The sequence below is a fragment of the Burkholderia pulmonis genome (assembly GCF_984667975.1).
In genome coordinates this window covers 3573577-3595935 of the sequence record NZ_OZ480186.1, presented here as the reverse complement: position 1 = coordinate 3595935, position 22359 = coordinate 3573577, and the positions used below count along the sequence as shown (strand labels likewise).

20 protein-coding genes are annotated in these 22359 nt (G+C 66.1%); 12 read left to right on the top strand and 8 right to left on the bottom strand.

Annotated elements, in window-relative coordinates; all coding sequences use genetic code 11:
- Positions 1 to 518 precede the first annotated feature (518 nt).
- The 3 genes from AC5LXK_RS16735 (at position 519) to AC5LXK_RS16725 (ending at position 3264) form a co-directional block, all read left to right on the top strand.
- On the top strand, positions 519 to 1376 hold the full coding sequence (locus AC5LXK_RS16735; protein ID WP_493389796.1) for a DUF4238 domain-containing protein: 858 nt from the start codon (positions 519 to 521) through the stop codon (positions 1374 to 1376).
- A gap of 374 nt (positions 1377 to 1750) precedes the next feature.
- The gene (locus AC5LXK_RS16730) at positions 1751 to 2464 is read left to right on the top strand and encodes a hypothetical protein (protein WP_493389795.1); all 714 of its coding nucleotides are present in this window, start codon (positions 1751 to 1753) and stop codon (positions 2462 to 2464) included.
- Positions 2465 to 2568: 104 nt separating this feature from the next.
- A complete protein-coding gene (locus AC5LXK_RS16725) occupies positions 2569 to 3264 on the top strand; it encodes a hypothetical protein (protein ID WP_493389794.1) in 696 nt (231 codons plus the stop codon).
- 312 nt (positions 3265 to 3576) lie between these two features.
- On the opposite strand, the gene AC5LXK_RS16720 is transcribed toward AC5LXK_RS16725, so the two are convergent.
- The 3 genes from AC5LXK_RS16720 to AC5LXK_RS16710 form a co-directional block, all read right to left on the bottom strand.
- The gene (locus AC5LXK_RS16720; protein ID WP_493389793.1) at positions 3577 to 4935 is read right to left on the bottom strand and encodes a sensor domain-containing diguanylate cyclase; all 1359 of its coding nucleotides are present in this window, start codon (positions 4933 to 4935) and stop codon (positions 3577 to 3579) included.
- A 110-nt stretch (positions 4936 to 5045) separates the two neighbouring features.
- A complete protein-coding gene (locus AC5LXK_RS16715) occupies positions 5046 to 5294 on the bottom strand; it encodes a DUF2795 domain-containing protein (protein ID WP_493389792.1) in 249 nt (82 codons plus the stop codon).
- Positions 5295 to 5406: 112 nt separating this feature from the next.
- On the bottom strand, positions 5407 to 5577 hold the full coding sequence (locus tag AC5LXK_RS16710; protein ID WP_041492990.1) for a hypothetical protein: 171 nt from the start codon (positions 5575 to 5577) through the stop codon (positions 5407 to 5409).
- A gap of 139 nt (positions 5578 to 5716) precedes the next feature.
- Here AC5LXK_RS16710 and speG point away from each other — a divergent pair, with 139 nt between their 5' ends.
- From speG to AC5LXK_RS16695, 3 genes are all read left to right on the top strand, one after another.
- The gene (speG, locus tag AC5LXK_RS16705) at positions 5717 to 6265 is read left to right on the top strand and encodes a spermidine N1-acetyltransferase (protein WP_493389791.1); all 549 of its coding nucleotides are present in this window, start codon (positions 5717 to 5719) and stop codon (positions 6263 to 6265) included.
- A gap of 497 nt (positions 6266 to 6762) precedes the next feature.
- The gene (sap1, locus tag AC5LXK_RS16700) at positions 6763 to 7110 is read left to right on the top strand and encodes a surface attachment protein Sap1 (RefSeq protein ID WP_493389790.1); all 348 of its coding nucleotides are present in this window, start codon (positions 6763 to 6765) and stop codon (positions 7108 to 7110) included.
- A 189-nt stretch (positions 7111 to 7299) separates the two neighbouring features.
- Positions 7300 to 7854 (top strand): YaeQ family protein, encoded by a 555-nt coding sequence (locus tag AC5LXK_RS16695; RefSeq protein ID WP_493389789.1) that lies wholly within the window; start codon positions 7300 to 7302, stop codon positions 7852 to 7854.
- A 21-nt stretch (positions 7855 to 7875) separates the two neighbouring features.
- On the opposite strand, the gene AC5LXK_RS16690 is transcribed toward AC5LXK_RS16695, so the two are convergent.
- Positions 7876 to 8289, bottom strand: coding sequence for a VOC family protein (locus AC5LXK_RS16690; protein ID WP_059232873.1), 414 nt, complete (start codon positions 8287 to 8289; stop codon positions 7876 to 7878).
- Positions 8290 to 8719: 430 nt separating this feature from the next.
- Here AC5LXK_RS16690 and ada point away from each other — a divergent pair, with 430 nt between their 5' ends.
- From ada to gshA, 3 genes are all read left to right on the top strand, one after another.
- Complete coding sequence (ada, locus tag AC5LXK_RS16685; protein WP_493389788.1) at positions 8720 to 9811, top strand: bifunctional DNA-binding transcriptional regulator/O6-methylguanine-DNA methyltransferase Ada; 1092 nt, start codon at positions 8720 to 8722, stop codon at positions 9809 to 9811.
- The gene (locus AC5LXK_RS16680; protein ID WP_493389787.1) at positions 9808 to 10767 is read left to right on the top strand and encodes a DNA-3-methyladenine glycosylase family protein; all 960 of its coding nucleotides are present in this window, start codon (positions 9808 to 9810) and stop codon (positions 10765 to 10767) included. The genes ada and AC5LXK_RS16680 overlap by 4 nt, the downstream gene beginning before the upstream one ends.
- A gap of 454 nt (positions 10768 to 11221) precedes the next feature.
- Positions 11222 to 12835, top strand: coding sequence for a glutamate--cysteine ligase (gene gshA / locus AC5LXK_RS16675; protein ID WP_493389786.1), 1614 nt, complete (start codon positions 11222 to 11224; stop codon positions 12833 to 12835).
- A gap of 77 nt (positions 12836 to 12912) precedes the next feature.
- Here the strand turns inward: gshA and AC5LXK_RS16670 are convergent, their stop codons facing one another.
- On the bottom strand, positions 12913 to 13224 hold the full coding sequence (locus AC5LXK_RS16670; protein WP_493389785.1) for a DUF4148 domain-containing protein: 312 nt from the start codon (positions 13222 to 13224) through the stop codon (positions 12913 to 12915).
- Between the two features lie 423 nt (positions 13225 to 13647).
- Between AC5LXK_RS16670 and AC5LXK_RS16665 the strand changes: the two genes are divergently transcribed.
- Positions 13648 to 15288 (top strand): L-lactate permease, encoded by a 1641-nt coding sequence (locus AC5LXK_RS16665; protein WP_493389784.1) that lies wholly within the window; start codon positions 13648 to 13650, stop codon positions 15286 to 15288.
- 97 nt (positions 15289 to 15385) lie between these two features.
- On the opposite strand, the gene AC5LXK_RS16660 is transcribed toward AC5LXK_RS16665, so the two are convergent.
- A complete protein-coding gene (locus AC5LXK_RS16660) occupies positions 15386 to 16300 on the bottom strand; it encodes a LysR family transcriptional regulator (RefSeq protein ID WP_493389783.1) in 915 nt (304 codons plus the stop codon).
- Positions 16301 to 16528: 228 nt separating this feature from the next.
- Here AC5LXK_RS16660 and AC5LXK_RS16655 point away from each other — a divergent pair, with 228 nt between their 5' ends.
- Positions 16529 to 18700: a phosphocholine-specific phospholipase C gene (locus tag AC5LXK_RS16655; protein ID WP_493389782.1), complete on the top strand. Its 2172-nt coding sequence runs from the start codon at positions 16529 to 16531 to the stop codon at positions 18698 to 18700.
- A gap of 195 nt (positions 18701 to 18895) precedes the next feature.
- On the top strand, positions 18896 to 19627 hold the full coding sequence (locus tag AC5LXK_RS16650) for a phosphonate utilization associated transcriptional regulator (RefSeq protein ID WP_493389781.1): 732 nt from the start codon (positions 18896 to 18898) through the stop codon (positions 19625 to 19627).
- Positions 19628 to 19718: 91 nt separating this feature from the next.
- On the opposite strand, the gene AC5LXK_RS16645 is transcribed toward AC5LXK_RS16650, so the two are convergent.
- Positions 19719 to 21107, bottom strand: coding sequence for an FAD-dependent oxidoreductase (locus AC5LXK_RS16645; protein ID WP_493389780.1), 1389 nt, complete (start codon positions 21105 to 21107; stop codon positions 19719 to 19721).
- 104 nt (positions 21108 to 21211) lie between these two features.
- Entirely contained in the window at positions 21212 to 22342 is a 1131-nt protein-coding gene (locus AC5LXK_RS16640; protein ID WP_493389779.1) for a 2-aminoethylphosphonate--pyruvate transaminase, read from the bottom strand.
- Between the last annotated feature and the right edge of the window lie 17 nt (positions 22343 to 22359).

Sequence of the window (22359 nt, the reverse complement as noted above, 5' to 3'; positions counted from 1 at the left end):
AAAGCCTTTCCTGTATTGGGGTTGCGGCGATTCTTGAGCCTTGTTCCCAATGTTCCCAAGAAAATTGAGCAATGGGAGAGGTGCGCGTGGAGGTGGTGCAACACAGGCAGACTCAACACTGGCAAGGCTGGGCGAGCGAAACGGACGATTAGCAGCGATGTTTCTACCGGGGGGTACGATGCGACGCGCCTTCGGCGATTGTTGCCGTCAGGGCAAAGGTTGGGGCGGGCGGAAAGCGAGGGACCCTGCGTCTAGGGCAAAGACGCGGGGGCTCACACCCGCGCTCTTTCTCTACTGACGACGAAAACAAGGGGGGCACATAATAATAAAGGGCCAAATCAAGTGCGATGCCGGCACGTTGCCCTTGCCCGTTTTACTGGTGGGGAGCGCGCGTAAGGGGGGCATAGTCGTATGAGTGGCGGCGACGATGGTGCGTACTGTCTGCCTGCGGCGGCGGTCGCCTAGGGTACATTGGACGACGTACAGAAGAATTCATCCACTCCCAAAAGTCGCTGACTATGGCCGGCCACGTCTACCATCATTTCGTACCACGCTTTTTTCTGCGCGGCTGGACCACGAATCACCGACTGACACGATTTGAATGGGTGCGAGGCTCCCTTGATGTCCGTGAGGTCAGCATCAAGCGCATTGCCGGTCGTGAACATCTCTATGCGCTTCGCCACGTGCCGAACGATCCTCAGTTCGTTGAACGCGAGTTCATGGGGCCGTTCATTGATGACCCCGCCGCGAGCGTATATCACGGCATGGTCGGTCCGCCATCTAAGCTGTCCAACGTACAAAGAAGCATTTGGACTCGATTTCTGATGTCTCTGCGAGTGCGCACGCCCGAAGTCATCGATCGTTTGAGGGTAGAAGCGGCCGACGATCTTCGGCAACGATTGATGGAGCAACCCGACGCGTACGAGGCGCTACGTGGACCAAACGATCCGGCCACGTTATTCGATTTCATGGAGCAGCACCGACCCGGGTTCGTGGCTGATTTTGGCATTCGCATGCTGCCGGACCTCATGAATCACGCACCGATCGCACGGACCATCTTTCAAATGTATTGGTGGTCGCAGCGTTTCGACGGCGCAACGGTCGACCTGTTGACCTCCGACCGGCCGCTGATTGTCACACCCGCGCTCAACGATCCGCGATGCGTCATAGCCTTGCCATTGACGCCTCGCCTCGCGTTTTTCGCCGCACACAGCTTGGAAGTGGCCAAGCGTGTGGCAACGACCCCAGCCAGTCGCTTGGCGCGAGCGCTGAATCACGACACGGTGCGGCTGGCCGACAAACAGGTGTACGGATTCAACGCAAGGCAGACCGAATTCGTGCGACGACGCTTCCCAATGCCAGATGCGGACGCTTAGAGGTTCCGCCGATTCGCCGTCCGTCCAAGAAGCGCTCGTTTCTCGGGCGATCCGGCGCGGATGCTTAGATCGTCAGCAATGCGGATAGGCGGGGACATAATGCTCTTTTGGCACACAAGATGGCATACAAAATTTCTATCTTCGCGTCAGGGCATTGATGTATAAGGCTTTGTAGCGTTTCGCTAGGTTATGTATCGAAGTGATGCTCGCGCATTTGAAGTTCGAAAGCCCTTCACGGCTCGTCATTCACTTCTGATCGATACACCCGATCACGATCGCTCTCTCGTCCGCGTCACGCGGCCTGTCGTAAAATCGGCCGGCCGGGACATCACGACACAACGAATCCCGGCCTGGAGAACAAAGAGAGGGCACGCATGGGATTCGGATTCGGAGAACGCAGCGAATCATCCGGTAACTCGACGGCCGACATGGCGAAAAGCCAGCGGTCGCGAGCCAATGACAATTTCACCACAGGACTCGAAATGCGCCGGGCATTGGCGGTTTTCGAATGTTGTGCGTCGTACGGTACATACGTCGATCTCAACGATGTCGATACCGGGTGGAATTACCTGCGCGAAGAAGGTCGCATTTCGACCGAGCTGGAAGCCGTATGGAAAGAACTGGGCGGCATCCTGCTGACCTATTCCAATGCCGGCATGCTCGCCAAATCGGACAAGGCGCACGCCGAAAGCCTGGCGGACACGATCGAGGCGCAGCTCGACGCCGTACAGGGCAAGGTGGAAGGCCTGGTCGATGCTGTCGTCGCAATCAATGTTGCGCGGCTCAAATACCCGTCGAAGAGCTGGATCGTCGATGGCATATTCGCTGCCATATTCGGCGTGATGGCCGGCGCGATCGTGGATACCCTGGCCGGCGAGTTTGCCGACCATACGCCGGCTGTCGGAAACGTCGTCTTCGGTCTCGTGATAATCGGTTCGGTGCTCGTGGCGCGCTATCGCCATCAACGCAAAATCGTCGCGGCCGACGCGAAAATTGCACAGGCGCGAACCGAACTCGACCGCATGGTCATCCGGAACCTGTCGCCGTCCGCCTATCCGCCGCCGATGACGGTCGCGGGCGTTGCCTGAGTTTGCGTTCAGTAGACGGCGACGCCAGCCGCCCGTATCTGCCCAAGTTGAATGAACCTGCCGCGCTGCCGACGTTCGCTGCACGCACCACACCGAGTGCTCCCATGCCGATCGATTCGACCGAACGTAACGCCATCATTCGCGCCGTTTTTGCGGAGGGCGCGTCGTATCCCGACCTGACACCGGGTCACGTCGCGCTGATGAGGAAGCTTCGCGTGATGTGGCTGCCGATCGAATCCGGTGCGCCGGGCATCGTGCCGGAGCCGGTGCTGACGGGCGACGGCGAAACGATCGATCTCGCCAAGGCGATCCTCGATACCGACGACGACGTACTGGCCATTCGCACGCTGGCCGAACTTGGCCATCTCGTGCCGGAATTCGTGACGGTCGCGGGCGCGCTTGCGCCCGGGCAATACGTGATCCCGGAAGCGCTTCGCGACGCGTTCGACTTCCCGGAAAGCGGTGTCGACGCGTCGGGGCGTTTCGAATTGCGCGCCGAGCATCTTGCGTTGCTGAAGGCCACCGGCTGGATGACGGTCGACGAATACTCGATCGACGATGCGCTGAGCGACGGAGATTTCTGGCCGGTGCCCTACATCGACGGCAAACGGCCGTACGGGGAGTGCACATACTTCCAGATCGACATGGCCGAACTGCTGGGCGAGCCCTACCAGTTCGACGCCGAACGCAATCTGGTCGACGACGCGGAGAAGGATGCACGCCTCGAGCGTCTTCACTACGAAACGCTCGCCGCACTACAGGTATTTCTGATGCATGCCGAGCTGACTACGCCGGCCTGATTGCGCGAGGTCCGGATCGATGCATCCGGACCTTCACCCGCATCAATCCCAATGACGGTGATGGTAATACCCGCCACCACCGTAATAGCCGCCATCAGGCACCACGATACAGCCGCTCAGCAGCACGGCGACACCGGCAATCAGCAAAAGGGTTTTCTTCATCACACTCACCTGCTCGGGTTCGATATGAAACCCAGCATAGCGAGCACCCTCAACACCGGCTGTAAGCGATCGTATCCCTGTTCCGTAATCCGTAACGGCGGATTATTCCGGTCACAATGACCGTAACAAATACCCAAACAGCAGACGTTTTCAGGCGACGACGACCCTGTTTCGCCCCGCATCCTTCGCACGATACAGCGCGGCGTCGGCGGCTTCGACCAATGCGTCGGGCGTCGACAGGTCGTCGGCCGACACGGTTGCGCAACCGACGCTGACGCTCACGCGCCCGGCCGGCGAGTCGGGCATCTCGAGGTCGAGTCGAAGCACGGCTTCGCGCGCTTCGTCGGCCACCACCCGCGCACCGCGCGCGCCCGTGTTCGGCAGCACGATCGCGAATTCCTCGCCGCCGTAACGCGCGACGATATCCGCCGGCCGCCGCACCGCGCCGGCCAGCGCATTCGCGACCGCGATCAGGCACGCATCGCCCTTCACGTGACCGAACGTGTCGTTGTATGCCTTGAAGCGATCGACGTCGACCATCAGCAGCGACAGCGATTCGCCTTGCCGCCGCGCCTGCAGGAACAGCGTGTGGAAATGATCGTTGAAGTGGCTGCGGTTGAACGCGCCCGTCAGCCCGTCGCGCGCGGATGAACGCACCAGCGTCGCGTGCGCTTCGAACAACTGCTGGTACAGCATCGTCACTTCCCACGCGAGCACGCACACGAGCACGCCGGGCGTGAACATGCTGAACACGCGCGCGACATACCAGCCGACCGTGAAGCGGTTCGTCGTCAGCAGGTTCAGCGTCGTGTCGGTGAGGCACGCGAGCACCGCGATCGCCAGCCACAGGTCGAGCGTCGTGCGCAGCCGGCCGGTGACGAGCACCGTGACGAGCGCGAGCGCATTGAGGATCCACACGACGAGCGCGATGCCGTTGACGGGCAGCAGCGCTGCGTCGCCCGGCGGATGGAACGCGGGCGGCAGCGACACGTTCAGCGCGAGCAGGCACAGGAGCGCCGCCGCGACGGCCGGCCCGCCGACGAGCGCGACCGCCCAGCGGCGCGTCTCTTTCGCACTGACCGGTGCGCGCGTCAGCCGCTCGCGAGCGAACAGCGCGGCCATCACGAAGCACGGAAAGCCGGCATGCCAGAAGACCCACATCCAGGCGGCGCTTTGCGGGCGTGCGCCGAGCAGGCCATGCGGCGCGAACACGCCGGGAAAGGTGAGCAGTTGCAGCGCGACGGCGAGCGCGGTGAACGCATAGGCGCCGCCGAGTGCGCCGAGCACGGGCTGGCGCGTCACGGTGAACTGCGCGCCGAGGAAGAACGCCGCGATGCTCGCGGTCGTGAACACGGTGAGCGCGCACATCGGCATGAACGGCTCGACGGCCGGCAGCGTGACGTTCGCATGCGGCGCGGCGATCCCGAGCGCGAGCAGAATGACGAGCGCCGTCAGTGCGCCGAACCAGAGCTGACGTCGCGTCGTGTGCTGGATCAGGATGCCTTCCATGGAGTCCCCCGGACACGCGTGCGGAAACGCCCGGTCTTGCGCCGGGCGGCACGCATTCCGATCGCGGCGCGACCGGTGCGGCCCGATCCTATCGCGTTATTGGTATCCGCTCAAATGCCGAGCCCCGGGCCGAAGTTGCCGGCGACCCACCGGGTGACGGCATTGACGTCCGCGTAGTCCTGTTCGGGCAGGCCGTCGAGCATCGACAGCACTTCGTTGCTGGCGCCGGCATCGCGTGCGGCGTCGACGATCGCATCCTTGTTCGCCGGGTAGCGGACGGCCGCCAGCACGTCGGCGATCTGCAGGTCGATCGTTTCGCTCGGGATGTCGTGTGGCGGAGGGGCGGGCTTGTCGTTCACGTCTGCGTCTCGCGGGTTGGGCGGGAATCGGATCGAAGCGGAAGGGTGGCGCACCGCAGGTTACCCGGCCCGGGATGCCCCGGCCGGCATGTGATGCAGCGCGATGATCGACTCAATGCTCGCGTCGCACGCGGCGCCACGGATGCTTCCAGTCGATGTGCGGCGCGTTTTCGTCGCGTGGATGCTGGCGCCGATGCTCTTGCCACAGCTCGTCGGAAAACAGCGCAGCCACGATGACGAGCGGCAGCACGAGGAAAATGCCGAGTATCACTTGCTCGAACACGATAGCCTCCTTGCGGTGGCAGGAACCCTTGCTCCCATTCTAGGCTCTGAACCTCGCCCGCGTTCATTTTCTTACAGTGCGAAACGGGCCCGGTCACGGGCGTTCCGCACGTGCGCCGGCATCCAAAAGGACCATGAACATGCAACTCCAGAACGATACCAACACGCTCGCGCTGCGACCGCTGGAGCGCCAGGACCTGCGCTTCGTCCACGAACTCAACAACGACGCGAAGATCATGCGCTACTGGTTCGAGGAGCCGTACGAAACCTTCTCGGAACTGTCACAACTGTACGACCGCCACGTGCACGACCAGCGCGAGCGCCGTTTCGTCGCGGTGGATGCGCAAGGCGAACTGGTCGGCCTCGTCGAGCTGATCGAGCTCGACTACATCCACCGCCGCGGAGAATTCCAGATCATCATCGCGCCCCAATGCCAGGGGCGCGGCTATGCAGGCCAGGCGACGCGTCTCGCGATCGAGTACGCATTCAAGGTGCTGAACATGCGCAAGCTGTACCTGATTGTCGATACATCGAATGCGGCGGCAATTCACGTATACGAAAAATGCGGATTCCAGCACGAGGCGGAATTGAAGGAAGAATTTTTCGGAAACGGCGCGTATCACAATGCATATCGGATGTGCATTTTTCAGCGCGATTATTTCGGGCGCCAGCAATCCAGCCCGAATTAAGCAGGGTAAACACGCTGACGAAAGCCCCTTGCGGCGGGGCTTCCGCGGGGGGCGGATACAGACGGGGAACGATGGATAAATACGGATTCGCTTATACCTGGCATTTTTCTTGTATCAGGTAAATGCGATTCCGCGTTGCGGTAAAGTCGAATCGTTTCGGATGACTTTATGTGCAACGCATCAAAATGATCCGGATAGCGAAATGGATTATCCAAACCGTTCAACCGTCACAATGTAACTTGGATGAAAGCCTTGCCGGATAACGCTTTGCGTCCGGTGTTGCGAGCCCGTCCGTCGTTCGGTCGAACTTGCCCCATGCGCGCGCCGCGCAAAAAACCGGCTGCGCACGGGGTGCGACAATCCGCCGCTATTGCGGTCGCACAACTATTGTGCTTGCTATCGCTTGCCGGTCTTCTAAAGTGAAAAACGCGGGTTCACGATCACCTTTAAACACATAGCTAACCCAAGCCTGGTGCCCGCAAGCCTGGAGACAGAATATGATGAAGCGTACCGGTGTCCTCTTTGCCCTCGTCGGCGCGTTTTGCGCGGTGTCGATTGCCCAAGCCGGCGGCGATTCGGCCGTCAAGCCGAAGCAGGAAATCCAGCTGACGAAGAACGCATGGGGCTGCCTGTCGAAAGACAATCTGGACTCCGTACTGAACCACGAGCGTGACGGCAAGTCGCAGGCGAAGCAGCAGTACTTCGACGACTATCGCTGCCTGTCGGTGCCGGAAGGCCAGCGCTTCCGCGTGGTGTCGGTCGACCAGGGCGACGTGCAGTTCGTCAGCGCCGACAACAGCGACCAGCAAGGTCTCTGGACCGATTCGCGCTTCGTCAAGCAGTAACCGATCCCTCTCCGCGCAGTCGTACGACGCGCGAGCGCACCGGCCCGACGAGCCGGCGGCGCGAACCGAACACGGCCCGGTGCATATCGGGCCGTTGCGCTGTGGGTTGCGCATCACACGCGCCGGACGGCGCGCATTCGGTATCATCACGGCCCGACCGAACCGAATGCCCGCCCGGGCCGACTCCGCATGGCGCTGAAATCCACGATCTACAAAGCCGAACTGCAAATCGCCGACATGGATCGGCATTACTACGCCGATCACGCGCTGACGGTGGCGCGCCATCCGTCGGAAACCGACGACCGGATGATGGTGCGCATCGTCGCGTTCGCGCTGTTCGCGCACGAGCGGCTCGAATTCTGCAAGGGGCTGTCGGACGTCGACGAGCCCGATCTGTGGCAAAAGGACCTGACGGGCGCGATCGACGTGTGGATCGAGGCCGGCCAGCCCGACGAACGGCGCATCTCGAAGGCGGCCGGCCGCGCCGGGCAAGTCACGGTGATCGCGTACGGCGGCAAGACGTCGGATATCTGGTGGCAGGGCGTGCGCAGCAAGGTCGAACGCCTGCGCAACGTGCAGGTGCTGTCGCTCGCCGACGGCGTCGCGGCCGCGCTCGGGCAGCTCGCGGCGCGCTCGATGCGCCTGCAGTGCACGGTGCAGGACGGCACGGCGTGGATCTCGAGCGCCGACCATGATCCGGTTGCGGTCGAATGGACGGTGCTGAAGGCGCGCGCGGACGCGTAACGGCCCGCGCACCGGCCGCGTTCAGCCGATCGCGGCCGGCGGCCCCTTGAATTCGACCATGTTGCCCTCGGGATCGAACAGGTAGATCGACGGCCCGTAGCCGCCGGCGCCGTAGCGTTCCGCCGGGGCGCCCGGCCGCGCGCCATGCGCGGCGAAATGGGCGATCAATGCATCGGGATCGAACGGCTCGACGCGCAGGCACAGGTGATCGAGGTTGCGGCCGGTGCCGGGCGGGCCGCTGTCGGGGCGGTCGATCGGGCCGCCGACGGTCAGCAGGTCGATCAGCGCATCGCCGGCGCGCAGCTGCACGAGGCCCAGATCGGGCTGTTCCTTCTCCACATGACAGCCGACGGCGTCGCAGTAAAAGCGCGTCATTGCCGCCATGTCGGTCACGCGCAGCACGATGTGATCGATCCCGCGGATGGTGGGCTTCATGAACGGATACTCCTTCGCAGTCGACGAGCATCGAGTGTAGGCGCATTGCGCCTGCGCCGCCGGCCGGAACACGGCACAATCGACGGACGAAAAAAAGCCCGCTCACGCAGGGCGGAGCGGGCTTAATCCATATCAGGAGGAGACATGGAGGAGACAGTTCCAACTATACACACGGCGATGGTGCGACGCAATATTTCGAATGCAAAAAAACGTCAGGACGTCGATTTGTCGCATCCGCACTGCAGCAAAATAGTGACGGGACGATGACGAAAACCGCGCTGGAGCAGCCATGGCGGGCATTTCGTCAGATTTATTTCGATTGATGTGGCCCCGGTTTGCGGGTACGAATCACAGAGCAAGATTCAGGGCGCGACGGCACGTGCCGATGTCTAGAGTAGGCACCATCTACACTAGAGAGTGCGAGGTTCAGATGAAAACCGCCTATCCGACCGACGATGCCCGCTGGGGCGCCGTGACCGAGCGCGATCCGCATGCGGACGGCGCGTTCTTCTATGCCGTGCGCACGACCGGTGTGTTCTGCCGTCCGACCTGCGCGTCGCGGCTGCCGCGCCGCGAGAATGTGTCCTTCTTCGCCGATCCGGCGGCGGCGCGCGCGGCCGGCTTCCGTCCCTGCAAGCGCTGCCAGCCGGAAGGGCTGCCGCGCGAGCTCGAGATCGTCAACCGCGCGTGCGCGGTGCTCGATTCTCATGCCGAGCGGCTCACGCTGGAGCAACTGAGCGATGCCGTGCACGTGAGCCCGTTCCACCTGCAGCGGCTCTTCAAGCGCGTGGTGGGCGTGTCGCCGCGGCAGTACCAGGCCGCGCAGCGCGGCGCCGCGCTGCGGCAGGCGCTGCAAAGCGGGCAGCCGGTCACGCAGGCGGCCGTCGACGCGGGCTTCAACTCGCCGTCGCGGCTCTATGCGTCGGTGCCGCGCGAGCTCGGGATGGCGCCGTCCGCGTTTCGCCGCCAGGGCGCAGGCCTGCGGATCGACTATGCGACCGCATCGACGTCGCTCGGCACGGTACTCGTCGCCGCAACCGAGCAGGGCATCTGCCGGATCGCGTTCGGCGACGAGCCGGCCGCGCTCGTCGGCGAGCTGAAGGACACGTTCGCGCGGGCTGAACTGGTCGAATCGTCCGCGCGGCTCGCGCCGTTCGTCACGCAGATCCGCGCCTATCTCGACGGCACGCGGCACGCGTTCGACCTGCCGCTCGACATCGCGCCGACCGCGTTCCAGCAGCGCGTGTGGGAAGCGCTGACGCATATTCCGTACGGCGAAACGCGCAGCTACTCGGAGATCGCCGAGGCGCTCGGTTCGCCGCGCGCGGTGCGGGCCGTCGCGTCCGCATGCGCGTCGAACCCGGTCGCGCTCGCGATCCCGTGCCACCGTGTCGTGCAAAAAGGCGGCGCGCTCGCCGGATACCGCTGGGGCGTGCGCCGCAAGGCGACGCTGCTCGCGTCCGAGGCACGTCATGTCCACAACGATGAATCCGAGGCAGTGACGGAGGGCAGTGCGGTTTGAGCATTGAAACAGCAACGATCACGTCCATCTCGAACGGCGGCCAGGTGCCGCCGTCCGCGCAGATGGAGCTGCGCTTCAAGGCGCCGTACGACTGGGCGCGCGTGCTGCGCTTCTTCAGCGGGCGCGCGATTCCGGGCGTCGAGCAGGTGGCCGGCGGCGTGTATCGCCGCATCGTCGACCTGCACGGCGATGCCGGCCGGCTCACCGTCGCGAAACATCCGCGCAAGCATTGCCTGATCGCGACCGTCGAAGGGGCGGTCGTACGCCATGTCGACGATGCGTTCGCCGTGCGCGTCGCGACGATGTTCGATCTCGGCGCCGATCCGGCCGCGATCGGCGACGGGCTCGTGCGCGATCCGTGGTTCGCGCCGCTCGTCGAAGCCGCTCCCGGGCTGCGCGTGCCGGGCGCATGGTCGGGGTTTGAGCTGGCCGTGCGCGCGATCGTCGGCCAGCAGGTGAGCGTGAAGGCCGCGACGACGATCGTCGGCCGGCTCGTCGAACGGGCCGGCGAGCGGGTGATTCATGAAGACGACGGCGCGCCCGCGTGGCGCTTCCCGACGCCCGACGCGCTGGCCGCGTGCGATCTCGACAAGATCGGGATGCCCGGCAAGCGCGTGGCGGCGCTGACCGGCGTTGCGCGCGCGGTGGCGGCCGGCGACGTGCCGGTCGATCGCGCGCACGCCGATCTCGCGACGCTGCGCAGTGCGTGGCTCGATCTGCCCGGCATCGGCCCGTGGACCGTCGAATACATCGCGATGCGCGCGTGGCGGGATCCTGACGCGTGGCCGGCTTCCGACCTCGTGCTGATGCAGTCGATCGCCGCGCGCGATCCGGCGCTCGACCGGCTCACCAGCCAGAAGCACCGTACCGAAGGCTGGCGGCCGTGGCGTGCGTATGCGGCACTGCATCTGTGGAACGAAGTGGCCGACCGCGCGGGCGGCGCACGCGGCGGGTGATCGCGGCGGTGCGCATCCGGGTGCGACCGGATGCGGCCGCGATGCAACCCGTTGCGCAGGCCCGGCCGATATCCGGCACCCGCCCGCCGGACGCAGGCCGTCACGGCGATTCCACGAATCCGGCGCCTGCCGGATGTCGCGCGTGCAGTGCGTGTTCACGCTTCATTTTCCGGCGGGTTCGGCAGCCCGGTTGCACCTGCCGCCACCGGCTTACCGTTCACGTTCCGTCCGACGAATCCGGCTGACCGGTGTGCCGATCGGCGCCGTCCGGAACCGGCGGCGCAGGCCGGGATAGCCGCGCCCGGCCCGTCCGGCGGCCCGCGTACCGTGCCCGGGGCCACCTCAAGCGCGTGTTTCGGCGAGATGTTAAAGTGCCCGCTACCAACGAAGCGACCAACAATCCAGCCGGCCGCGCGCGGCGTTCTGCGCGCGGCCGTCACGCACTTGCGTCTCCATGTCGAACACCATGACTCACCGCCAGTCCGAACTGCTGCTGAATCGCCTCGAAGCGCTGAGCTCGGGCCCGACGCGGCAGCATCTGCCCGACGGCCTGCGCGGCATCGAAAAGGAAAGCCTGCGCGTGACGCGCGACGGGATGATCGCGTTCACGCCGCATCCGCGCGCGCTCGGTTCCGCGCTCACGCATCCGGCGCTGACGACCGACTATTCCGAAGCGCTGATCGAGCTGATCACGCCCGCCGAGGGCGACGCCGCGCTCACGCTCGAGCGCCTCGACGATCTGCATCGCTACGTCTATGCGTCGCTCGGCGACGAGATGCTGTGGAACGACTCGATGCCGGGCCTGCTGCCGGCCGACGACCAGATTCCGATCGCCGATTACGGCACGTCGAACATCGGCCGCCTGAAGACGGTGTACCGGCGCGGCCTCGCGTATCGCTACGGCCGCACGATGCAGTGCATTGCCGGCATCCACTACAACTACTCGCTGCACGAGGAAGTGTGGCGGCGCCTGCATGCGGAAGAAGGCTCGACGGCCACGCTCGTCGACTACCAGTCGGAGCGCTATCTCGCGCAGATCCGCAACTTCCGCCGCCGCAGCTGGCTGCTGATGTACCTGTTCGGCGCGTCGCCGGCGCTCGACACGAAGTTCCTGCGCGGCAAGCCGCACAAGCTCGACACGTTCGACGCCGATACGCTGTACCTGCCGTATGCGACGAGCCTGCGGATGAGCGATCTCGGCTACTCGAACACGACGGCCCAGGCCGCGCTGCACGTCGACTACAACACGCTGCCCGGTTATCTCGACGCGCTGTCGAAGGCCGTGAGCGAGCCGTATCCGGCGTACGAGGCGATCGGCACGCATCGCGACGGCGAGTGGATCCAGATCAACACGAACGTGCTGCAGATCGAGAACGAGTTCTACTCGACGATCCGGCCGAAGCGCGTCACGTATTCGGGCGAGCGCCCGCTGCATGCGCTCGCGTCGCGCGGCGTGCAGTACATCGAGGTGCGCTGCCTCGACATCGATCCGTTCGAGCCGACCGGCATCGCGCTGGAGACCGCGCGCTTCATCGACGCGTTCCTGCTCGCGTGTGCGCTCGACGAAAGCGGGCCGCTCGACTGCGATGCGTACAAGGAAGCGAATGCGAACTTCGGCAGCGTGACGATGGAAGGCCGCAAGCCGGGGCTCACGCTCACGCGCGACGGCCAGTCGGTCACGATGCAGCAGTGGGCCGACGAGCTGATGGCCGATATCGAAACCATCGGCCGCCGTCTCGACGAAATTCGCGGCGGCGACGAGCATGCGCGCGCGATTGCCGCGCAGCGCGAGAAGCTCGCCGATCCGGAGCGCACGGCGTCGGCGCGCGTGCTGCGCACGATGCGCGAGAACGGCCAGTCGTTCCTTGCGTTTGCGCTCGCGCAGAGCGAAGCGCATGCCGCGCATTTCCGCGCGCATCCGCCGTCGGCGGATACGCTGCGCACCGAGCAGGCGCTCGCCGCGAAGTCGCTGGCCGAGCAGGCCGAGCTCGAAGCGAAGGAGGCCGGATCGTTCGACGCGTTCGTCGCGGCCTACCGCGCGTATACGCTGAACCGCTTCAGCGTCTGACGATCGCCCAAGCGGCCGGCGCGGCATGCGCCGCGCCGCTTCGTCGTGCGATCGAGCCGGTTCCGTCCCGTCAGTGATCAATGGTGCGCGTACGTGTCGCGATCGATCGCGCGCGGCAGCGCCGGCCTGCCCGATTCCCCGCTCACCCGGCCGTCGCTGCCGTAACCTGTGTCGTCGCCGCGTGCCTGCGCGGCACGCTGCATGATCGCCTGCATGTTCTCTGGAAAGTCTGGACTGCTTGCGAGGCTCGTCCGGTAGCCGGCCGCCTGCAGTTCCACGAGCTCCTGGCGGACCTGCGCGCGCGTCAGCGCCGATGCGGCTTGCGCGTGGGCGGCGAAGGCCGCGCCGATCAGCAGGAATGCGCAGGCTGCGCGTTGCATCGTCTTCATCGCGTGTGCTCCGTGAGGTTCCGGTGCCGTGCCGTCGGCGGCGAGGGCGGAACCGATGCGGCCAGTCTAGGCTTCGGATGCCAAACGAAACACCCTCCCGGCCGTCAGTCACCTTTGTCGCGTGCGCAACATTGCGCGGATGCCGGCAAGCCGGCCGCGACGGGCTTTCTGTCGAACGCGACAGCTGCACGCCATTCGCCGGCCATCGTGCGGCGGAAGGGCGGCATCGGGTCGTCACGCATCGGGCTTGTCCCCCCTTGTGCAAGCGTCGCAGGCCTCCTAACCTCTTTTAAGCGACCGATCGGTTGGCCGTGCAGCGTCGTTGCGCGCGCAAACGCCTGATCGTGGTCGTGACTGCAGGACATCGCCTTGTACCGAACCCGGGGCATCGACATGCCAGCGCGGGTCGACTTTGGAGACACGATGAATCCCACCGACGCCCTACCGCCCGGCATCGTCTTTTCGCAGCCGTTGACGCCCGTCGCCAACTCGCTGTTCCTGTCGTTCCTCGTCGCGGCCATCCCGATCGCGGTCGCGCTGATCGCACTCGGCGTGTTGCGCCGCCCCGCCTGGCAGGCGTCGCTCGCCGGGCTCGTCGCCGGCCTCGCGGTCGCGATCGGTGCGTGGGGGATGCCGGCCGGGCTCGCGTTCAACGCGGTCGGCGCCGGCATGGCGCTCGCGGTCGTGCCGGTGATGTGGATCGTCTTCAACGCGCTGCTGCTGTACAACATCGCGGTGAAGTCGGGCCGCTTCGACCAGTTCCGGCAGTGGATGCTCGACAACCTGCCCGACGACCGCCGCCTCGTGCTGCTCGTCGTCGCGTTCTCGTTCGGCTGCCTGCTGGAAGGAATCTCGGGCTTCGGCACGCCGGTCGCGATCACGAGCGCACTGCTGATCGCGCTCGGCTTCCCCGCGCTCGAAGCACTCACCTATACGCTGCTGTTCAACACCGCGCCGGTCGCGTTCGGCGCGCTCGGCGTGCCGATCACCGTGCTCGGCGCGGTCACGTCGCTGCCGCCCGCGACACTCGCGCAGATGGTCGGCCGCCAGCTGCCGTTCTTCGCGCTGCTGCTGCCGTTCTACGTGGTCGGTGCGTATGGCGGGCTGCGCTCGATCTCGAAGCTGTGGCCGGCGCTGCTCGTGTCGGGCGGCAGCTTCGCGATCGCGCAGTTCGTCACGTCGAACTTCCTCGGCTACCAGCTCACCGACGTGCTGTCGTCGCTCACGTCGCTGATCGTCACGATCGGCTTCCTGCAGGTGTGGAAGCCGCAGCCCGATCCGGAATTCGCGCTCGCGCGCAGCGTGCCGGCCGCCGCCGGCGCCAAGCGCGCGGGCTTCGGCGGCTGGCTGCCGTGGATCGTCGTGTCGGTGGTCGTGATCGTGTGGGTGCATGCGAACATCGCGGCGATCGGCGACGTGAAGATCAAGTGGCCGGGCCTGCACAACGCGGTGTTCGTGTCGCTGTATCACAAGCCGTATGCGGCGATCTGGGACTTCCAGCCGCTCGGCACGGGCACCGCGATCCTGGTGTCGGCGATCATCACGGCCGCGCTCACGCGCACCGGCGCCGGCGCGTTCCTCGAATGCGTGGTGAAGACGTGGCGGCAGACGTGGATCGCGATCGTCACCGTGATGATGATCGTCGGGCTCGCGTACCTGCTGAACTACTCGGGGATCAGCTACACGCTCGGCACGGGTGTCGCATCGACGGGCGCGCTGTTCCCGCTGGTGTCCGCGTCGCTCGGCTGGATCGCCGTGTTCCTGTCCGGCAGCGACACGTCGGGCAATGCGCTGTTCGGCAACCTGCAGGTCGTGGCCGCACGGCAGCTCGGCTTCGATCCGGTGCTGATGGCCGCGACGAACTCGTCGGGCGGCGTGATGGGCAAGATGATCTCGCCGCAGAACATCGCGACGGGCGTATCGACGACGGACCTGAAAGGGCAGGAGGGCGTGGTGTTCGCACGCACCTTCTGGCACAGCGTGATTCTCACGCTGCTGCTCGGCGTGCTGGTGTTCCTGCAGCAGCATGTGCTGACGTGGATGATTCCGGCGCTGCCGAAATGATGTGAGCGCAACGACAGAAGGAAGGCACGAGGAAAGCAACGAGGGAAGGCGCGGGAAAAGCGCCAGTCAAGTGCGGAACCGGCGAGCGCGCGGCAGTTCAGCGCGCGTTCGCCCGCCGCGCCGCAGGTCCCGCGGCCGCTCCGGCCGGTGCGGCACCGTCCGGCAGGATGCACGCGAGAAACGCGTCGATCGCGGGGCTCTGGCGGCGCGCCTTCAGGTAATACACGTATTCGTCGATCGTCGTGTCGACGCCGCGCAGCGCGATCACGCGCAGGTCGGGATGGCGTTCGGCCTCGCCGAGCGGAAACAGGCTGCCGCCCACACCATGCAGGATGGCCTCGCGGATCGCTTCGCGGCTGCCGATCTCGGCAACCGACACGGCTGACACCCCTGCCGCCGCGAGAATCGTTTCCGTGCAGCGGCGCGTGACCGAACCTTCCTCGCGAATCAGCAGCCGCACGTCGGCGAGTTGCGCGGGACCGATCGCGTCGAGCCGTGCAAGCGGATGGTTGCGGTGCACGACGAGCACGAGCGGATCGGTCGAGATCACCTTGCGTTCGAGGCCGTCGGCGTCGTTGCGCTGCGACGAGACGGCGAGGTCGATGCGGAATTCCTGCAGCGCCTGCAGGATCTCCTCGGAGTTGCCGATCCGGCACGTGAGCGCGATGGAAGGATGCGCGTTCGAGAAGCGGCCGACCGCATCCATGATGTAGTACGGGCCCGTCGCGCCGATCCGCAGGTGTCCTTCGAACAGGCCGCCGACGTTGCGCAGCATGATGTCGGCCTGCGCCTCGAGCGCGATCATCTTCTCGACGAGCGGCAGCAGCTCGATGCCCGTCTCGGTCACCTCGAGCTTGCGGCCGCTGCGGTAGAACAGCTCGACGCCGTATACCTGCTCGACCTGCCGGATCTGCGCGGCAATCGTCGGCTGGCTCACGCCGAGATGGCGCGCGGCGCGCGTGATGCTGCCCTGCCGGACGGTCGCGTGGAACGCCTTCAGCTGATCGAACACGACTCGGCTTCTCCCCTCTGTATCGCGCGTCAGCGTAGCGCATGCGTATGTCGGCCGCATGAAAGACGCGTCGTGCGCCGATTCGAAAAATTCTTGTGGGTAACCAAAAGAAACCTGCGGTAACCGGTCACGGCCGGGACATGCCGGTGCGGGGTAATAACGGCAACGCACCACCGCCGGCCCCGCTCGACCGGCGCCCCCACTCCTACCGACAACAGGGTTCTCTTCATGTCCTCGAACAATCGACGCGATTTCCTGCGCCTCGCCGCGCAGTCGGCCGGCGCGATGGCCGCCTACGCGGGCTTCCCGCCCGCGATCCGCAACGCGCTGGCGATGCCGGCCGCCTATCGCACCGGCACGATCCGCGACGTGGAGCACGTCGTGATCTTCATGCAGGAAAACCGTTCGTTCGACCATTATTTCGGCGGGCTGCGCGGCGTGCGCGGCTTCAACGACCCGCGCCCGCACCTGCTGCCGAGCGGCGCACCGGTGTGGCAGCAGCCGCCGGCGTCGGTGTTCACGTCGAACTACCATTCGCGCAGCCTCGATCCGTCGGCGCCGTACGTGCTGCCGTTCTATCTCGACCCGAAGCAGACGACCGAATTCCAGCCGGGCACCAACCACGGCTGGAGCAGCGGCCACCTGTCCTGGAACAACGGCCAGTGGGACCAGTGGGTGAACCAGAAGCAGGACGTGCTGACGATGGGCTACCTGAAGCGCCAGGATCTCACGTACCACTACGCACTGGCCGACGCGTTCACGATCTGCGATTCGTACTTCTGCTCCGCGCACGCCGACACGGCGCCGAACCGCATCTACCTGTGGACCGGCACGGTCGACTCGCGCAACATCTACGGCAACCCGCCGAACGGCCCGGGCATCGGCGAGCGCGACGACGTGAACGGCTACACGTGGACGACCTACGCGGAACGCCTCGAGAACGCGAAGATCAGCTGGAAGGTGTACCAGGGCGGCACGGGTATCCCGGGCGACCCGACCGACAACTACACCGACAACTCGCTGATGTTCTTCAAGCGCTTCCAGGTGAAGGAAGGCGCGAGCGGCCCGCTGGTCGACAAGGGCGCATCGGACCATACGCTCGCCGAGCTGAAGGCCGACGTGCAGGCGAACCGGCTGCCGCAGGTGTCGTGGATCGTGTCGCCGTACAAGTACAGCGAGCACCCGCAGGCATCGCCGACCGACGGCGCGTTCTACATCAACATGGTGCTCGAGGCGCTGACGTCGAACCCCGAGGTGTGGGCGAAGACGGTGTTCATCCTCAACTACGACGAGAACGACGGGCTGTTCGACCACGTCGTGCCGCCGGTGCCGCCGGTCACGAGCGGCGTGGGCGCCCAGGGCATCGTGTCGTCGAACCTGCTGTCGAACCTCGGCGACGAGCTGCTCGACCTGAACAAGTATCCGGGCGAAATGAGCCCGCTCGTGCCGGGCGCGGACCCGGGCGGGATCCAGCCGATCGGCCTCGGGCCGCGCGTGCCGCTGATCATCATCTCGCCGTGGACGAAGGGCGGCTGGGTCTGTTCGGAGACGTTCGACCATACGTCGGTGCTGCGTTTCCTCGAAGCGCGTTTCGGCGTGAAGGAGCCGAACATCAGCGCATGGCGCCGGTCGATCTGCGGCGACCTCACGTCGGCGTTCGACTTCTCCGCGCGCCCCGACTCGCGCACGGTGAGCTTCACGGTGCCGCAGCACATCACGACGGCCGGCCAGGCGTACCAGGTGCCCGCGCACCAGTCGATGCCGGCGCAGGAGCCGGGCACGCGTCCCGCACGTGCGCTGCCGTACGAGCTGTTCGTGCACGCCCACGTGCATGGCCGCGACGACAGCGTCTCGCTCGACTTCGCGAACTCCGGTGACGCGGGCGCCGCGTTCTACGTGTACGACCGCCGCAACCCGGCGACGCCGCCGCGCCGCTACGCGGTGTCCGCGCACGACCGCTTCGTCGATACGTGGAGCACGTCGGCCGCGCGCGGCGAATACCATCTCGCCGCCTACGGCCCGAACGGCTATCTGTGCGAGTTCCAGGGCAACACGCGGCTCGCCGCGGACGGCCGCCACGCGAACCCCGAGGCGAAGGTCGGCTATGACGTGTGCAACCGCCACGTGTACCTGCAACTGCGCAACAGCGGCCGCGCGACGTGCCGCGTGACGGTCGACAACGCATACAGCCATGCGCATGCGCGCACCTACACGCTGGAGCCGGGCGAGCGCGTCGAGGATCACTTCGGGCTGTCGTCGAGCCACGGCTGGTACGATCTGACGATTACCGCGACGACGCTGCGCGGCGGCGACGACAAGGTCGTGCGCCGCTTCGCGGGCCACGTCGAGACGGGCCGGCCGAGCCAGAGCGATCCGGGGCCGGTGAAGCACACGGCCTGACGGCCTTCGTCCGTCGCGCGGGCCGGGCGGGTGACGCCCGCCGCGCGATTGCCGCCTGCCGGTCGCATTCCGGCAGGCGGAATTGGTTTTTGGAAACTGAAGACTGTTGACAATGTGTCGGGCCGAGGGTATATAAGGATCATTCGCCGATATGGCGCCCTCGATTTCTACCGCAGCCCCGCTGCCTGCCCGACCATGACTTCCCCGAACACGCTCAGCGCCATCGAACTCCTGCAAAGCCAGTCGCTCGCGATGATCGTCCAGGACATGCTCGAGCGCGCGATCGTCTCCGGCGAATACGCGCCCGGCGAAAAGCTCAACGAAGTCGAGATCGCGACGAAGCTGAACGTGTCGCGCGGCCCCGTGCGCGAGGCGTTCCGCGCGCTCGAGCAGGCCGGCCTGCTGCGCAACGAGAAGAACCGCGGCGTGACCGTGCGCGTCGTGCCGCTGCGCGAGGCGGAAGAGATCTACGAAGTGCGCGCGATGCTCGACGAGTCGGTCGCGCGGGCGCTCGCGAAGCGCATCTCGCCGGATACGCTGAAGGTGCTGAAGGGCATCATCCAGTCGATGAAGGATGCCGCGAAGACGCACGACGTTACGCGCTATACCGAGTTGAACGTGCAGTTTCACGACGCGATGGTCGTCGGCGTCGGCAATACGCATCTCACCGATACCTACCGCCGGCTCGTGCGTCAGCTCGGGCTGCTGCGCCAGGCGGCGATCGAGGCCGAGGAGGATGCGATCGCGGTGTCCGCGGCCGAGCACGACAAGATCGTTCAGGCGCTCGCGGCCGGCGACGGGGAAAAGGCTGTTGCGCTCGTGCGCGAGCACGTCACGCACGGCCTCGCGCGGATGCGCCGCACGCACGACGAGCAGGGGCTGCCTGCGACGGGCAAGGCGGCGCGGGAGAAAACCGCACGCGCTTGAGGTCCGGCCGCGCTCGCGCGGCCTGCCGCACAAACGCAAAGGGACGCTGCGCAGCGTCCCTTTTTCATGGCGTGTCCGGATCAACGCATCGTCACGCCTTGTCCGCCTTTCCCGCCGCGCTCGCAAACTTCGCGAGCCACGTATCGACCGCCGACGGCTGCCGGCTCTCGTCCTCCGCGCGCTCCTTGCGGCGGATCGCGTTGCGTACGACGTGCGCACCGACATAGCGGATCGGCTCCGGCGGGAAATGCCCGAGCGGGCCGCGCACGATCGGGCTGCGCGTCCACGCGTTGTCGAGGCCGAGCACGAGCGACGACAGGATCTGCCCGCCCATGTAGGTCGGCCCGACGCCGTTGCCGGAATAGCCGAAGCCGTAGAACACGTTCGGCGCATCGTCGAGGCGGCCGAAGAACGGGAAGCCCGTGACCGAACGATCCGACGGGCCGTTCCAGCTCGCGGTGACCGGCACGCCGGCGAGCGACGGGAAGAACTCGCGCAGGCTTTGCGTGAGCTGCGCTTCGTACGGCGAGCGGCGGTCGAACACGGGCGCGATGCGGCTGCGCCACGAGAACGTGTTGCCGCCCTTGCCGAGCATCAGCCGCCCGTCGGCCGTCGTGCGGTAGTAGTACACGAAGATCCGCGAATCGAGCACCGACACACCGTCCACGAGCCCGGTCTTCTCGAGCAGCGCCGGGCATTTCTCGGTGATGACCATGTCGCTCGACACGACCGCGATCGTGCGCTCGAACTGCGGGAAGCGGCTCGCCATCCACGCGTTGATCGCGAACACGAGCTTGCCCGCCGTGACGCTGCCCGACGGCGTGCGCACGACGGCCGGCTGCCCGGGCGTGAAGTCGAGCATCGGCGTGCGCTCGTAGATGCGGATGCCCATCGCGAGTGCGACGCGGCGCAGCCCGCGCACGAGTTTGCCGGGATGCACGGTCGCGGCGATCGGCGAGTAGACGCCGTCGAGATTGCGCGCGGAGCCCGAGCGGCGCGCGACTTCGGCGGGCGGCAGCGGCTCGTAGCTGTGGATGCCGCACGCGGCGAGCGCGTCGAGCACCGGTGCAAGCGTGCCGACCTGCGCGCGCGACGTCGCGGTGTACAGCGTGCCGTCGAGCCGCAGTTCGGCATCGATGTCGTGCGCGCGGCAGAAATCGGCGATGTGCTGCACGGCGGCTTCGGATGCCTTCACGAGGCGGATCGCCTCGGCTTCGCCGAACAGGCGCCGCAGCGTCAGGAATTTCGCGGACCACGTGAGCAGGCAGCCGCCGTTGCGGCCGCTCGCGCCGGCGCCGCACAGGTCGGCCTCGAGGATCGCGATGTCGAGCGCCGGGTTCTGCTGCTTCGCCTGGATCGCGGTCCAGAGCCCCGTGAAGCCGCCGCCGACGATGCAGACATCGGCCTGCGTCGCACCTTGCAGCGCGGGGGCGAGATCGCCGTCGTTGAACAGCGCTTGTTCGATCCAGAAGGGTCGCATCGGTTGTTTCATCTATAAGGGTCGGGGCACGTGCCGCGCACGGCCTGAAAAGCCGGGCGGCCGCATGCGCGTACGCACGCGGCCGGGTGCATCGCGTGACGTCGTTATGCTGCCGCTTCGGCCGATACGCGGCGCACGCCCATCGCGCGCAGCGTGTCGGCGATCGCGGCGACGGCGCCCGGAATCCCGGCTTCGCCGAAGTGGCCGATGCAGCCGACGCGGAACGTCTCGACTTCGGTCAGCTTGCCCGGATACAGAATGTAGCCGCGCTTTTTGACCTCCTGATAAAACCGCTTGAAATCGTAGTTCGGATCGTCGGGCGCATGGAACGTGACGATGATCGGCGCCTGGATCGCCGGATCGAGGAACGGCCGGAAGCCGAGTGCGAGCATGCCGTCGATCAGCGCGCGATAGTTGCGCTGGTAGCGGCCGCCGCGCGCGGCGAGTCCGCCTTCGTCGACGTATTGCGTGACCGCCGCATCGAGCGCCGCGACCACGTGCGTCGGCGGCGTGAAGCGCCACTGCGTGGTGCGCTGCATGTAGACCCACTGGTCGTACAGGTCCATCGCGAGCGAATGGCTGTTGCCTTCGCAGCGTTCGAGCGTGCTGCGCTTCGCGATCACGAAGCCGAGCCCCGGCACGCCTTCGAGGCATTTGCCGGACGCCGCGATCACCGCGTCGAACGGCGTCGTGCGCGCGTCGATGTCGATCGCGCCGAACGAGCTCATCGCATCGACGATCAGCGCGCGCCCGTGCTTCGCGACGACCTGCGCGATGTCGTGCAGCGGGTTCAGCACGCCGGCGCCGGTCTCGCAGTGCACCAGCGCGACGTGCGTGATGGTCGGATCGGCGGCGAGCGCGCGCTCGACGTCGGCCGGATCGACGCGGCGATCCTCGCGGTAGTCGATCGTCGTCAGCTTGCGGCCGAGTACGCGGCAGATCTTCGCGATGCGCTGGCAGTACGCGCCGTTGTTCGGCACGAGCACGTGGCCGTCGCGCGGCACCAGCGTGCCGATCGCCGCCTCGACCGAGAACGTGCCGCTGCCTTGCAGCGGCACGCATTCGTGCGTGCCTTCGCCGTGCACGATCTGCAGCAGGCGTTCGCGCAGCCGCGCGGTGATCGCGTTGAAATCGCTGTCCCACGAGCCCCAGTCGCGCAGCATCGCGTCGCGCGTGGTGTCGGAGGTCGTCAGGGGGCCCGGGGTGAGCAGGATGGGCTGGGCGGCGAGCGTCATGGTGTCTCCTTGATGAA